General features: G+C 71.4%; 16 protein-coding genes. 6 read left to right on the plus strand and 10 right to left on the minus strand.

Annotated elements, in window-relative coordinates:
• Positions 1-8: 8 nt before the first annotated feature.
• The gene (locus tag OG246_RS18545; RefSeq protein WP_266463345.1) at positions 9-341 is read right to left on the minus strand and encodes a hypothetical protein; all 333 of its coding nucleotides are present in this window, start codon (positions 339-341) and stop codon (positions 9-11) included.
• Between the two features lie 172 nt (positions 342-513).
• Between OG246_RS18545 and OG246_RS18550 the strand changes: the two genes are divergently transcribed.
• Positions 514-1002 (plus strand): hypothetical protein, encoded by a 489-nt coding sequence (locus OG246_RS18550; protein ID WP_266463348.1) that lies wholly within the window; start codon positions 514-516, stop codon positions 1000-1002.
• 81 nt (positions 1003-1083) lie between these two features.
• Here the strand turns inward: OG246_RS18550 and rox are convergent, their stop codons facing one another.
• From rox to OG246_RS18575, 5 genes are all read right to left on the minus strand, one after another.
• Positions 1084-2535, minus strand: coding sequence for a rifampin monooxygenase (gene rox, locus OG246_RS18555; RefSeq protein WP_266463351.1), 1452 nt, complete (start codon positions 2533-2535; stop codon positions 1084-1086).
• A 219-nt stretch (positions 2536-2754) separates the two neighbouring features.
• Positions 2755-3978 (minus strand): hypothetical protein, encoded by a 1224-nt coding sequence (locus tag OG246_RS18560; RefSeq protein ID WP_266463354.1) that lies wholly within the window; start codon positions 3976-3978, stop codon positions 2755-2757.
• Positions 3979-4130: 152 nt separating this feature from the next.
• Positions 4131-4613: a hypothetical protein gene (locus OG246_RS18565; protein WP_266463358.1), complete on the minus strand. Its 483-nt coding sequence runs from the start codon at positions 4611-4613 to the stop codon at positions 4131-4133.
• Positions 4614-4678: 65 nt separating this feature from the next.
• Positions 4679-5047, minus strand: coding sequence for a helix-turn-helix transcriptional regulator (locus OG246_RS18570; protein ID WP_266463361.1), 369 nt, complete (start codon positions 5045-5047; stop codon positions 4679-4681).
• A complete protein-coding gene (locus OG246_RS18575) occupies positions 5044-5490 on the minus strand; it encodes an SRPBCC domain-containing protein (protein ID WP_266463364.1) in 447 nt (148 codons plus the stop codon). Before OG246_RS18575 ends, OG246_RS18570 begins: the two co-directional genes overlap by 4 nt.
• Positions 5491-5668: 178 nt before the next feature.
• Here OG246_RS18575 and OG246_RS18580 point away from each other — a divergent pair, with 178 nt between their 5' ends.
• From OG246_RS18580 to OG246_RS18590, 3 genes are read left to right on the plus strand one after another with little or no spacing between them, the layout of a single operon-like run.
• Positions 5669-6127, plus strand: coding sequence for a MarR family winged helix-turn-helix transcriptional regulator (locus OG246_RS18580; protein ID WP_266464345.1), 459 nt, complete (start codon positions 5669-5671; stop codon positions 6125-6127).
• On the plus strand, positions 6124-7548 hold the full coding sequence (locus OG246_RS18585; RefSeq protein WP_266463368.1) for an MFS transporter: 1425 nt from the start codon (positions 6124-6126) through the stop codon (positions 7546-7548). The genes OG246_RS18580 and OG246_RS18585 overlap by 4 nt, the downstream gene beginning before the upstream one ends.
• 2 nt (positions 7549-7550) lie before the next feature.
• Entirely contained in the window at positions 7551-8138 is a 588-nt protein-coding gene (locus OG246_RS18590) for a hydrolase (RefSeq protein WP_266463371.1), read from the plus strand.
• 36 nt (positions 8139-8174) lie between these two features.
• Here the strand turns inward: OG246_RS18590 and OG246_RS18595 are convergent, their stop codons facing one another.
• A complete protein-coding gene (locus OG246_RS18595) occupies positions 8175-9086 on the minus strand; it encodes a ketopantoate reductase family protein (protein WP_266463373.1) in 912 nt (303 codons plus the stop codon).
• A gap of 133 nt (positions 9087-9219) precedes the next feature.
• Here OG246_RS18595 and OG246_RS18600 point away from each other — a divergent pair, with 133 nt between their 5' ends.
• Positions 9220-9447 (plus strand): DUF2277 domain-containing protein, encoded by a 228-nt coding sequence (locus OG246_RS18600; RefSeq protein ID WP_266463376.1) that lies wholly within the window; start codon positions 9220-9222, stop codon positions 9445-9447.
• Positions 9448-9685: 238 nt separating this feature from the next.
• Here OG246_RS18600 and OG246_RS18605 read toward each other — a convergent pair whose 3' ends face one another.
• Positions 9686-10312 (minus strand): DedA family protein, encoded by a 627-nt coding sequence (locus OG246_RS18605; protein ID WP_266463379.1) that lies wholly within the window; start codon positions 10310-10312, stop codon positions 9686-9688.
• Between the two features lie 255 nt (positions 10313-10567).
• Between OG246_RS18605 and OG246_RS18610 the strand changes: the two genes are divergently transcribed.
• Positions 10568-11131, plus strand: a complete 564-nt coding sequence (locus OG246_RS18610; RefSeq protein ID WP_266463382.1) for a superoxide dismutase family protein — start codon at positions 10568-10570, stop codon at positions 11129-11131.
• An 86-nt stretch (positions 11132-11217) separates the two neighbouring features.
• Here OG246_RS18610 and OG246_RS18615 read toward each other — a convergent pair whose 3' ends face one another.
• Positions 11218-11667, minus strand: coding sequence for a DoxX family protein (locus OG246_RS18615; RefSeq protein ID WP_266463386.1), 450 nt, complete (start codon positions 11665-11667; stop codon positions 11218-11220).
• An 86-nt stretch (positions 11668-11753) separates the two neighbouring features.
• Positions 11754-13673, minus strand: a complete 1920-nt coding sequence (locus OG246_RS18620; protein WP_266463391.1) for an FAD/NAD(P)-binding domain-containing protein — start codon at positions 13671-13673, stop codon at positions 11754-11756.
• Between the last annotated feature and the right edge of the window lie 46 nt (positions 13674-13719).

The raw sequence follows: 13719 nt of genomic DNA on the forward strand, positions 1-13719 counted from the left end.
CTTCGCGTTCACGCCGGGTCCTCGTGGGCGTGCTTCAGGCTCGCGCGGGCGTCGACCGTTTCCGCGGGGATGACCTCCGACCAGAAGCGGTGGCAGCTCACGAACACGGCGAGTTCGCGCTCGCGCTGTCGGAGCTTCTCCACCTCGGCCTGTTCGTCCGCCGTCCAGCCGGGGGAGGCGGGCCGTTCCACCTTGCGCCAGCCGTTGGTGTCGCTGAAGCCGTCCAGGGGTTCGACCGACCAGGGGAGACGCTTCAGCAGGGCCAGTAGCTCGGCCCGGACCTGATGCAGCTCCTCCTGACCGGCCAGGAGGTCACTCGGAAAGTCATAGGTCGCAGCCACACGGCAATGGTACGCCTGTTCGATTTTGGGATGCGAGTTCCTTCCGGGACTTCACGCGAACGGGTGTGGCCGAGCCCTCGCGAACGGCGGGCCGCCGCCCGGCTACCGTGGGGGCTGCGGCCGGTGGAAAACGGGGTGCGGGGGTGCGGGGCCGGCGCCTAGCGTGTCGGCCATGCGCGTCGTCTTCACCAAGGGCCCCGGTACGAGTTACGACATCTCGGTGCACCGCGAGACCGGCGCGGCGCTGGCCCCGCGCAACGGTCCCGGCGGACATCCCTACCTGCCGCACGACCTGGTTCACTTCCTGGTCGAGGCGGAGGCAGGGATCAGGCTCGGGGTGTACGGGCGACTCGCCGCTGGTGACAACGGCCTGTTCTGGCCCGCGGATCCCGCCGAGCGGAACAAGGCGGCACGCCGCCGCAAGTCGAAGCCGGTTCAGCCGTCCCCGCAGGCGCGGGCGGACATGGCGCGCTCGGAGGAGCTGGCGGGCATCGCCGTACCGGTCTGGGAGGTACGCCGCGGCCATGCGAAGACCCTCCCCGCGTATGTACGCGCCGACGAGCTCCCCCCGGTCGTCGACCGCATCGTGCCCCGCCTCGACGAGCACGCGGACCGCTGGCACGCCCTGCCGGTGGGCGGCTCCCTCGAACTCGCCTGGTAGGCCCGAGCCACTCGACCCTGCGGGGCAGGACCCCTGCGCACCCGCCCCGCAGCTCGAGCCGACCGAAACGCGACCGCAGGCTCAACCGGCCGCCGCGCCGAACCACTTGGGCAGGTGGCCGAGCAGATCCCGCTGGTCGTCACCGACCCACGCCACATGGCCGTCCGGCCGCAACAGCACCGCGGGTGCGTCCAGTTCCTCGCTGACGTCGACGACATGGTCGACCCGGTCCGCCCAACCCGCCACCGAAAGCCGGCCGGTCTGGTCGAGCAGCAGTCCGCGGCCGCCGTGCGTCAGCTCGTAGAGGCGGCCCTGCTTCAGCTTCACGTCCCGCATCCGCCGGCCGAGCAGTTCGTGGCCCTCGCCGAAGTCGTAGCGGATCTCGACCGCGGTGATCATCCCGGTCACGTACCGGTTCACCTCCTCGAAGTCCATCAGCTTCGAGAACAGCTCCCGCAGCGCGGTCGCACCCGCGTCGGCCCCAAGGAGCGTGATCTGCGCGCGGGTGTTGTCCAGCACGCGGGCGCCCACCGGGTGCCGTTCGGTGTGGTAGCTGTCCAACAGCCCTTCCGGGGCCCAGCCGTTGACCGCGGCGGCCAGCTTCCAGCCGAGGTTGAACGCGTCCTGCACACCGAGGTTGAGCCCCTGTCCGCCGGTCGGCGGGTGGATGTGCGCCGCGTCGCCGGCCAGCAGCACCCGGCCGACCCGGTAGCGCTCGGCCTGCCGGGTGGCGTCGCCGAACCGGGACAGCCAGCGCGGCGAGTGGACGCCGAAGTCGGTGCCGGCGAACGCCCGCAGCTGCTTCTTGAAGTCGTCGAGGGTCGGCTCGGTCGCACGGTCCTCGGTCACCCCGTCGGCGGGCACGACGACGCGGCACACCCCGTTCTCATCGGGTGGGGCGACGCCGAACCGCAGTTGGGTCTTGTGGACCTCCTCGACGGCGGCGGCGATCGTCGCCGGATCCTCGGTCACCTCCATTTCCCCGAGCAGCGTCTCGACCTTGGCGGGCTCGCCGGGGAAACCGACGCCGAGCAGCTTGCGCACCGCACTGCGGCCGCCGTCGGCCCCGACGAGGTAGCGCGAGCGCAACCGCGTACCGTCCGCCAGCTCGACGGTCACCCCGGCCCCGTCTTCGTCCCCGTCGTCCTCGGACTGGCTCAGCCCGACCACTTCGCAGCCGCGCCTGATCTCCGTACCGAGTTCGAGGGCACGCTCGTTGAGCAGCCGTTCGGTGAGCGGCTGCGGGGTGGCGACGCCGTACGGGTGAGCCGTGTCCAACCGGTCCGGCCACGGCTTCGCGATGCCGCTGAAGAGACCGCCGACCTGGAACTTCTCACTGACCGCGAGGAATCGGTCGAGCAGGCCGCGCTGGTCCATCATCTCGACGCTGCGCGCGTGCAGGCCCTGCCCGCGGGACTGCGTGGTCGGCTCGGTCAACTTCTCCAGCACGACCACCTGCACGTCGTGCAGCCGCAACTCGGCGGCCAGCATCAAGCCGGTCGGTCCGCCGCCGACCACGATCACGTCAATCATCGATACACCCGTTCAATGAGACTGGTTTTCGGCCCGGCCGCCCCGCGCAAATCCGGAGGCACGCCCTCCGCAAATCTGCCATTTCCGCAGGTCCTGGCCTTGGCCGACCATTCTGCGGCACCACCCGGGCCTTGCCGCAAGCCCCCCGGTGCGCTATACGTTGAGAAGGGCAAGGAGTACGAACTCTCCTTGCCCTTCGTCGTGCAGTGGTCTCTTGGCTCAGCCCAAGGTGCGGACGAACACATCCCCGATCAGGTTCGTGTCATCGGGGACCAGGCCTGGGTAGTAGGAGTCGAAGACCACCGTCGACTCGTCCGCGCTCAGCGCCGCTCGCCCCACGGTGAGGGGACTGCCGTCCTGCCCCGGCGACAGCAACTCCTCGTGGCCGGTGGGCAGATCGCGCAGGATCAGCCCCAGCGACCTGCGGTCCACGTCCGCCGTGTTTAGGAGCAGCTTCGAGCCGTTCACCGACAGGTCCGAGACCAGGGTGAGATCGGTGGGGGACCGACCGTCGTACCGCTGGAGCGTGCCCGTGCACAGATCACGTACGAAGGCGTTCCAGCCGTTGTTCGGGTCGGCGTCCGGAACCAGGTTGGTGGCCTGCGAGTTGAAGCCGACCTTGGAGCCGTCGGCGCTCAGCACCGGAGCGATCGCCGACATGTCGGCCGGCGCACCGTCATGGGTGGCATCCGCCTGCACGGTCCGCCCGGTCACCCGGTCGTACACCAGGATGTCGCCCTGGTCGTCGGCGGCCGGCCCGGAGTAGCCCTCCAGATAGGCGACTTTGCGGCCGTTGGCGCTCATCGAGATCTGCTGGCACTGGTGGAAGTTCTTGGAGCCGTCCGAGGGCCGGCTGACCCGCTGCACCTGCTGCGTCCGGCGGTCAAGGAGCATGACCCGGCAGGCGAACGCGCCGTGTTCGTCGACGGTGGGGCGGGCGACGAAGGCGACGTACCGTCCATTCGCGCTGATCGGGGCGATGCCGTACGACACTTGGTAGCCCTCGTCCATCGCGGGCGCCAGGCGTTCTATCAGCCCGGTGTGCAGGTCCATGACGTGCACGGAGGAGGTCGCGGTCGTGGCCGAGTACGAGGTGAAGGTCAGGTAGCGCCCCGACTCGGACAGTTGGGGCGTCGACGTCGTCTCGCCGGGCACCACCACACGCTGCAGCGGTGCGCCCGGGGCCGTCCGGTAGAAGACGTTGTTCCGCACGTCCGTACCGGTCACCAGGTTGGTCGCCGCCGACGCGAAGGCCACGACGCGTCCGTCCGCGCTGACCACCGGATCCACCGAGTGACTGTTTCCGCCGGTGCCGTCGGGGGCCACGCTGATCCGTTCGGTGCTCGGGACCAGGTCGTCGCTCGCCGCCCCCGCGGGCGAGGCGAGACAGGAGACGGCGACCGCCAGAACGGCGGTCAGGGTGATGCGTAAGGAAGGTCTCATCAGGTGGCTCCCCCTTCGGCAGGGGACGGCCACAGCCGCCCCCCGTATCCCGTGCCCCCGGCCCTGCGCAGAGGACTCACAAGGATTCACGCGATGAAAGCGCGCCACCTGCCAAGGGTCAATGCATCGGTATCCGATGGGTCCGACGCCTTTCAGACGTGTCCAGGGGTCGTGACGCGCAGATCGAGGAGCTGTTGGGTGTGCCCCGGTACGTGGTTCTCGGCGAGGCCGTTGATGAGGCCCGCGAGCGGAACCGGCTGGTCCACGACGAGGGTGTCGTTGGACAGGAGGAGCGAGGGCACCAGGACCGAGGCGGCTTCGTCGTTGAGCTGATCGGCGATGTCGCACAGGACGGCGGCCTGGCTTCGGACGTGACCCATCAGGGCTGCCCTGTCCGCGTGCTCGGCGATGATCCTGTCAAGGTTCCAGGTGTCGAGGGAGACCCGGTTGTCGAAGGTGGGTCGCGAGCCGGCGACGACGCCGAGGGCAACCGCTGCGGTCGCGGCGTCGACGCTGAGGAGATGGGCCAGGATCTGGTCGGCGTTCCATCCTCCGTCGTCCGCGTCGCCGAGGTCGGGGAGGGCCGCCGCGTCGAGCAGGCTGTCGTAGGCGCTGCGAAGTGCTGACGAGTCCATGAGTTGTGTCCTTTCGGTCGGGCTGTGTCGACTGCCCTTTCAGTCGGGCCGTTTCAACCGCCCTTTCAGTCGGGCTGTGTCGACCCCGAATCCCGCTCCGCCGCCTCGGCGACGCGTTTGATGTTCGCCAGTCGCCGGTCCCAGTCGGCGGCGAGTGAGGCCATCCACCGTGCCGTCGTGTCGAGCGCCGCGGGCCGGACCGCGTACCGGACCTCGCGTCCGACCCTGCTGCCGGAGACCAGTCCGGCGGAGTCCAGGACGGCGAGGTGCTTGACCACCGCCTGCCGGGAGACGGGAAGCCGTTCGGCGAGTGTCGTCGCGGTGGCCTCGCCCTGTGCGGCGAGCAGGTCGAGCAGCCGGCGTCGCGTCGGGTCGGCCAGTGCGCCGAGGACGCTGTCGACGGCCTCGGCGGCGCCGGTACGTTCTGCGGTCACGTGGACGGCTGTTCCGCGCGCGTCTTGAGCGCCTCGAGCTCCAGGGGCCAGCCTTCGCTGTGGTCCTTGAGATTCTGACTGCGGAGTTCCTCGGACCCGGCCAGCGCCGCGAACCCGCTCTCGACGACGCGCAGCCGCGTCTGGTCGCCCTCCTGGGTCAATGTGAACTCCACGAGGGTGCTGTTGTCCTCGCGCAGCTCTTCTCCGGGGAACGCGCTGGTCCAGCGGTACGCCAGGTACGTCGGCGGCTCGACCTTCTCCACGCGCACCGGGAAGTCGCCGTGCTCTGCGTTCTTCGCCACCATCGACTCGCCCTCCTTGGCCACGGTGCCGGGCAGACTCGCCTTGTCGGCCACCCAGAACCCGGGTTGAGCCACCAGCGACCAGACCCGCTCCAGGGGTGCCGAGATAAGGGTTTCGCGTTCGATCCGGTCCGAGCTCATGAGCTGACTCCGTTCATCGCCGCCATTGACTTGCAACCCCAGAGTTGCACAACGGGGCCCTAGGTGCAACCCGCCGGTTGCGCTTCGCGAGGAGATGGCCTCAGTCCAGACTGTTCAGTTTCAACTGGACAGTCCAGACTGAATAAATTAGCTTGGTGGCATGGACAAAGACGGTGGCATGGACAAAGGCATCGAGGCCCCCGAGGGCATCTCCGGGTCCGCCGCCCGCGCCGCACTCGATCTGCGCGTGGCGTTCAGCCGGCTGCGGCGGCGGATCAGGGAGGTCTCCGAGACGGACGACCTCACGCCTTCGCAGGTGTCCGCGCTCACCCTGGTGAGCAAGAGCGGGGCCGCCACGGCCAGCGCGCTCGCGGCCGCCGAGGGGGTCCGCCCGCAGTCGATGGCCACCACGCTCGCCGCGCTCGACGAGCAGGGGCTGATCGAGCGCAGCCCGGATCCGAACGACGGCCGGCGTCAGCTCGTCACGCTGACCGACGCCGGCCGCGAGCGCGTCGAGGGCACCCGGCAGGCCCGCGAGGAGTGGCTGGCCCGGGCCTTCCAGGACCGCTGCACGGAGGCCGAGCGGCAGACCGTCGTCGAGGCGATGGCCGTACTGGAACGGCTCACCCGGCAGTGATACCGAAACTCGCCCGCTCCACCAGGCCGCCGCGCGCGGCCCCGGCAGGTTTCGACCGGCGGCTGATCGCCCCGATGGTCCTCGGTTCCGTACTCAACCCGGTCAACTCCTCGATGATCGCGGTGGCGTTGGTGCCGATCGGGGCCGCCTTCGGGGCGCCGCCCTCGGAGACGGCGTGGCTCGTCTCCGCGCTCTACCTCGCCACCGCCGTCGGCCAGCCCGTCATCGGGCGGCTGGTCGACACGTACGGACCCCGTCGCCTCTACCTCATCGGTACGGGGCTGGTGGGGATCGCCGGACTCCTCGGTGCCGTCGCCCCCTCCCTGGGCGTGCTGATCGCCGCCCGGGTGCTGCTCGGATTCGGTACGTCGGCCGCGTATCCCGCGTCCATGTACCTCACCCGGAGCGAGGCCGAGCGCACCGGGCACGACAGCCCGACCGGCGTCCTGACCGCGCTCTCGGTCGCCAACCAGAGTGTCGTCGTCATCGGCCCCACACTGGGCGGACTGCTCATCGGCGCGGGCGGCTGGCGGATCGTCTTCACCGTCAACATCCCGTTGTCGCTGGCCTGTCTGGTGCTCGGCTCGCTGCGCCTGCCGAAGCATTCGTTCGAGACGCCGCCTGCGAAGCGGGCCGTGGACCTCGTGGGCATGGTGCTGTTCGCCGCGATGCTCGTCTCGCTGATGCTGTTCCTGATGAACCCGGGCGTCGCCGGCCTGTATCTCCTCGGGCTGACAGCCGTCGCGGGCAGCGGGCTCGTCCTGCGGGAACTGCGCGTCGCGGAGCCCTTCATCGATCTGCGGGTGCTCGGCGGGAACCTGCCCATGCTGGCCACGTTCCTGCGCCAGTTCCTGGCCTTCACCGCCGTGTACGCGTTCCTGTACGGCTTCACGCAGTGGCTGGAGGAGGGGCGCGGGCTGAACGCCTCCGCCGCCGGACTCCTGCTGCTGCCGCTGTCGTTGACCGCGCTGGCCTTCGCCGGCGCTACCGGACGGCGTGAGGCCGTCCGCGCCAAGCTGGTCGTCGGCAGCCTCGCGCAGATCGCCGGCTGTGCGGTGCTCCTTGTGGTGGGCTCCGGCTCCCCGGTCTGGCTGCTCGCCGCCGCGGGCGTCCTCATGGGCGTACCGCAAGGTCTCAACGGCCTGGCCAACCAGACCGCCCTCTACCGGCAGGCCGACCCCGATCGCATCGGCTCCGCCGCCGGACTGCTGCGCACCTTCACCTACCTCGGCGCGATGGGCGCCTCCGCCGCCACCGCGGCCTTCTTCGCCCACGGCGCCGACACCCACGGCCTGCACGAGCTGGCCCTGTTCATGCTCGCCGGAGCCGTGCTGCTCCTGGCCGTGACCCTCCTCGACCGTTCCCTCCGCACCATCACCCCCACCCCCGGAACCCCTGTTTCCGGATCTGGAAAGGCCTGACCATGGCACTCACCACGCTCGACCCCCGTACCGCGCTCGTCGTCATCGATCTGCAGAACGGGATCGTCGGGAACCCGGGCCTCGCCCCGTACCCCGCCGCCGAGGTCCTGGAGCGCGCGAGCCAGCTCGCCGACGCCTTCCGCGGCCACGGCCTCCCCGTCGTCCTCGTACGGGTCACCGCGGCCGCCGACGGATCGGACGCCGCGCCCGGCCGGATCGACGGCGGCAGCCACCCCCGCACCTGGCCGGAGGGTTGGGACGTCATCGCCGACAAGCTGGCCGGGCACCCCGAGGACATCACCGTCACCAAGCGGAACTGGGGCGCCTTCTACGGCACCGACCTGGACCTGCACCTGCGCCGCCGCGGGATCACCCAGATCGTGCTGGCCGGCATCGCCACCAGCATCGGCGTGGAGTCCAGCGCCCGCGCCGCCCACGAACACGGCTACCACGTCACCCTCGCCACCGACGCGATGACCGACATCGACGCCGACACCCACCGCAACAGCGTGGAGCGGATCTTCCCCCGCCTCGGCGAGACGGGGACGACGGCCGAGGTCGTCGAGCTGCTGGCGAAGACCCGCCCCTGACGAGGCTCCGGCCCCCTGGAGGCCGCAGGCGGCGGGTCAGCGACCCGTCGCTGCCAACTCCCGCACCAGCGCGCTCGCCACCGGCACGGGCACCCCGTACCGCTCGGCCGCCCGCAGCAACGCCCCGCCGATCGCGTCCAGTTCGAGCGGACGGCCCGCCTCGGCGTCGCGCTGCATGGAGGACTTGGTGCCGTGCGGGAAGGAGTCGTAACGGGCGAGGGCGGCGGCCGGATCGGCCGGAGCGCCGCACGCGGTGCTGACGGCCGCCGTCTCCTCGGCCAGCGCCGTCAACTCCTCGCGGTGGAGCGTGCGTACGTCGCCGAGCGGCAGCGCGTAGCGGGTGGTCAGCAGGGCGAGGGGCGCGAGGAAGGACATCTTCGCCCACAGCGTCGCCGCCTCGCCGTCCTGGACGCGGGTGCCGATGCCGGTTCCGGCCAGGGCTCCCGCGAGAGCGTCCAACTGCTCGCGCCCGACCGTCTCGCCGGTCAGGTCGACCTCCGCGAAGGGGCTGTCGTGCTCGATCAGCCCCGGGGCCACGCGAGTCGACTCCGCGCGGATCACCGCGGGCGCCACCCGGCTCGGACCGTAGCGCTCGCGCAGGGCCGCCGGGTGTTCGACGCCGTTCAGGAACGGTACGAGCAGGCCGTCGCCCGGCGCGTTCACCGGGACCCGCTGCAGGGCCGCGTCGAGCGCCGTGGCCTTGACCGCGATCAGGCACGCGTCCACGGGCTCGCGCAGCTCGGTGTCCGCCTCGACACGCGCCATGAAGTCGCCGAAGGGCCCGCTGCGCACGCGCATGCCGTCCGCCCTCAGCGTCCGTGCGGTCTCGTCCCCGGCCAGGCAGATCACCCGGTGCCCGGCACGGGACAGCAGTGCGGCGAGCAGGCCGCCGATGCCGCCGGGGCCCAGGACGGCGACCGTCATAGGTGTGACTTGTTCCTTGGTCATGTCTGTTCGGTCCTCTCGTCGGTCGGCCCCCGGGAAGGGTGGCCGCCTCGGAGTGGATCATCGCAGCCGGTACGGGAGTCCCGAAACCCCGGAGGCTGCAGACGTTGCCCGGGGTACGCGCGACACTGGACGTATGTGCCGCAGCATCAAGACACTCCGCCCGCCCGTGATCCCCGAAGAGGCCACCGAGGAGGAGATCCGCGCCGCCGCGCTCCAGTACGTCCGCAAGGTGTCCGGCTTCCGCGCCCCCGCCGCCCACAACCGTGAGGTCTTCGACCAGGCGGTCGAGGCGATCGCGGCGGCCACCGCCGAACTCCTGGGCGGCTTGGAGGTACGCGGGGCGGCAGCCCAGCGAGCGTGAGCGCTCCGCTGTTGGTCCGGTGCGTCGGCTGCGGGTCCGTCGTGGCTGGTCGCGCAGTTCCCCGCGCCCCTTTGGGGCGCTACCAACCGCGCCGGCGTCGCGGCAGCCCAGTGGGCCTGGGCGCTCCGCTGCAAGGCCGTTGCGCCGACTGTGGGTCCGTCGTGGCTGGTCGCGCCCACGCGGCGGAGCCGCATATCGATGCAGCCCCGCGCTCCTTCGGGGGCGCTGCCGGACCCGCTTATGCCCTGCTGACCGGCGCCTCGGTCGCAGGCCGTCGCATCAGGTACGCCGCCCCCGCGCCCGCGCCGAACAGTGCCACGAGTGAAACCCCCGTGGCGAGCCAGGTCGCGCCCAGCCACTGGCCGCCGAAGTAGCCGAGGGCGACGCTGTACACGGCCCAGGACAGGCCCGCGAGGATCGACCAGGGCAGGAACTCGCGGACGCGGCGGTGGGCCGCGCCGGCGCCGAGTGAGACGACCGAGCGGCCGGCCGGGGCGAAGCGGGCGATGACGACCAGCGGGCCGCCGCCCCGTGCGAGGGCTGCGCCGAGACGTTCCTGCGCGCTGGTCAGGCGGCGGGAGCGGGCGATGGCACGGTCGAGGCGTTCGCCGCCGCGCCAGGCCAGGCGGTACGCCACCAGGTCGCCCAGCACCGAGGCGGTGGCCGCGGACAGGGTGAGGAACAGGATGTCGGGCACCGCCTGCGGGACCTCGCCGGTCGCGGTGCCCGCCGCCGCGGCCGTGGCGGCCATGATGACCAGTACGCCGCTGGGCAGCACCGGCAGGAAGACGTCGAGCAGGACCGACAGGGCCACCGCCGCGTAGATCCATGGGCTGCCGGTCAGCGACCCCACACTCTCAAGCACCGAAACACTCCCCTGTACTCCCCCGTAGGCACAACCACGCCGCGGCGTAGCGGGGAGCGGCAAGGCGGCCTGTGACAGCCATACAGCGTACGCGGGGGGTGTGACAGGAGTTCCACGGGGGGCTCGTGGGTCTCTCACATCACGTTCACCCGGCTGCCGCCCCCGCACGGCGCGCGGCGCCGACTTCCCGTACCAACGAAGCAGGGGGATCGACGCGGTGGGGGTGCGCACAGACCCAAGAGGAGTTGGACAGCGATGGTGGCAGGGATATTCGTAGGCGCTCTGGCGTCGGCCGTACTGGCGGCGGGCAGCGGCGGTACGGCCGCCCCCGACGGCTACTGGATGAAGACGGACGCGCGCTTCGCGCCGCCCACCGCCCTCGTCCCGTCGGCGGCACTGACGTACGACATGTCACTCGTGCCCGCGGCGGCCCACATCCAGGTGAGCCAGCACATCGAGGCGAGCGGGGCGACGACCGTGCGGCTGAAGGTGGAGGGGCTGAAGCCGGGGTACGCGTACGGCGTGCATGTGCACCAGAAGCCGTGCGCCGCCGATCCCGCCGCCGCGGGCGGGCACTACCAGCACACCGTGGATCCCGTGCAGCCGTCGAAGGACCCTGCCTACGCCAACGCCGAGAACGAGGTCTGGCTGGACTTCAAGGCCGATGCGCAGGGCGCGGGCGAGGCGGTCGCCCGGCACGGCTGGGGCTTCCGGCGCGACGGGGCCACCTCCGTGGTGCTGCACGACGAGAAGGGCATGAGCGGCTCCCGGGTGGGCTGCTTCACGGTTCCGTTCGGATGGGTGACCGGAACGGGCTGAGCGCGTACGGCGACGGCGCCCACCCCTTCGTACGAGGGGATGGGCGCCGCCTTCGTACGACGGGATGTGCGCCGTCGCGTGAGCGATCAGGCCGCGACGGGCTGCGAGGTCCGCTTGTCCGCCGGGTCCGAGGTGGTGCGGGAGGCGAAGACACGGTCGATGCCGAAGGCGCCGGAGCCGGTGAAGACCAGCAGCAGGAAGGCCCAGCAGAACATCGCCGAGGCCTCGCCGCCGTTCTGGATCGGCCACAGGGCGCCCTGCTGGTGCACGTCGAAGTACGCGTACGCCATCGAGCCGGAGGCGATGAACGCGGCGGCGCGGGTGCCGAGGCCGAGCAGGACGAGGGTGCCGCCGACGAGCTGGATCACGGCCGCGTACCAGCCGGGCCAGGTGCCGGCGTCGATGCTGCCGCCGCCCGCCGCGCCACCGAGGACGCCGAAGAGGGAGGCGGCGCCGTGGCAGGCGAAGAGCAGGCCGACGACGATGCGGAACAGGCCGACGGCATAGGGCTGGGCGCTGTTGAGGCGTCCGGACATGGGGGGTCTCCTTCGGTCGGGCCGGTCCTGTGGGACGGACCGGTCGTGGGGGACGGAACCGAGTGAGCCACCTACGTTAGGTGAACCTAATCAATGCTTGCAAGTTCAACATTCAGCCACGGACCCGCTTCCGCTTGCGCTTCCGTTTCGGCTGTCGTCGCACGTAGTGCCACCCGCAGCACCGCCCGCGCCACCGCGTCGGCGTCCGAAAGCGTGACCGAATCCACCCCAGGTCTGGCCCCGGCCGCGGTCACCCAGTGCACCCCTTCCGTGGGCACACCGAACGCGAACCGCCTTGTGTGCGCCTGCCCTTGACGGTCAATCAGACGATAGGGGCGAGGTGTTACGTCCAGCCCTCCGGTTTCGTAACCGTCAACGGTGTGCGGGCGGCACCGGCCCGTCTTCAGCAGCCGCCCGAGCAGCTCGTCGGCCGTCCGACGCACGTCCGCTTCCGGCAGCCGCGCCTCTATGAGCGTCGTCGCGCGTACGGCCGAACCCGGCACGTCGGGGGAGTGCGCGACCCAGGCCCCGTCCTCGGCCCGCACCTCGAGGCGGGGCCCGAGAACGGTCAGCGTGCCCGCCTCGATCAGTGCCGCCATCTCCTCGACGCGCTGCCGGGGCGGCCCGATGGAGAGGAAGGCGTTGAGCGGCGTATACCAGCGGTCAAGGTGCTCCCGGCGCGAAGCGCCCGACAGGCCGCCGTGATCCACGATCTGCCGCAGCTCGTTGCGCAGGTCGCGCAGCACGTCGAGGGCGGCCTTGAGCGGGCCCTCGACATTGCCGAGCGCGGCCTGCTCGGCGTCCTCGCGCAGATACCCGAGCAGCCAGTCCCGCCAGGCATCGGGCCCCGCGAAGACCTGACCGGCGTACGGGCGTGAAATGCGGTCCCAGGACCAGCGGTTGGCGGCGGGAACCTCGAACTCGTCGAGAAGCACGGCCTCTTGGGGACTTCGGTACGGGACGGCCAGGAAGCGGTCCCGGAACGGCCCCGCCCCAGCCTGCTCCAACAGCCCCTCGTAATAGACCGTTTCCACCTCCTTCGCCACCAGCGGCCATATCTCGCGCAGGAAGTCGGGCGCGTCACCGGAGTCCGCGCGCTTGCGGAAGCCGGCGATCACGTCGTCGGTGAGGACGACGGGAAGGTGCCGGCCGTAGGGGCCCTTCGCGTTGTCGCCGCGAGCCTGGTGCGGGATGCCGCGGCGGGAGCCGGCGTACAGGCGGGGCTCCTCGCCCGAGGGGAGGTAGCGCAGGCCCTGGCGGGTGCGGGCGAAGCGGCCGCCGCGGCCCGTGGTCAACAGGGCCATGTGGTCGAAGAAGTTGAGGCCGAGGCCGCGCAGCAGGACGGGTTCGCCGGGGGTGGGCGCGGAGAGGTCGACGTCGGCCGGGTTGGCGGGCAGCACGCGGCGCAGGCCGTGCCGTTCGGCGTACGCCGTGAGGTGTCTGTCCGCGGGATCGGCGAGGACCGGCAGATGGCCCTGCGCGAGGACCACGGCGGCGAGCCCCGACAGCGTGCGGCCGGTGGAGAGGGTGAGCGTCTGACGGCCGTCGCGCGCGTCGTCGAGCCGGGTCGCGCGGGCGGTGTGCACCTCGACCCGCACCTCGGACGGTGCCCCGCGCACAACCCTGCCGAAGACCCACTCCAGGTAACGGCCGTACTGGGCGCGGGTCGGATAGTCGTCGGGGCCCAACTCGCCGCCCGCCCACGCGTGCAGGCTCGGCCCCGGGCGTATCGGCCCCGAGCAGTCCACGCTCTCGTCGGTGAACAGGGTCACCTGCGAGGCCACGGTGTTCATCAGCAGCTGCGGCGACTGTGCGGTGCGCCAGACGCGGCCGGGTCCCGGTGGGGCGGGATCGACGACGTGGACGGTCAGCCGCACATCGGGCGGCAGGAGCTCCGGCACGGAGGCGCAGAGGCGTTCCAGGACGCTGGTGCCGCGCGGGCCCGCGCCGACGAGGGCGACCGAGGCGTGGGTGGTCCCGGCGGGCGCGGCGGGTGGTGCGGACAAAGGGGTGACTCCCGGGCGTGTGGGGCGCAGGGCAGCAAACCGCCCA

Origin of the sequence: Streptomyces sp. NBC_00620, assembly GCF_026341825.1 — a bacterium.
Classification (GTDB): domain Bacteria; phylum Actinomycetota; class Actinomycetes; order Streptomycetales; family Streptomycetaceae; genus Streptomyces.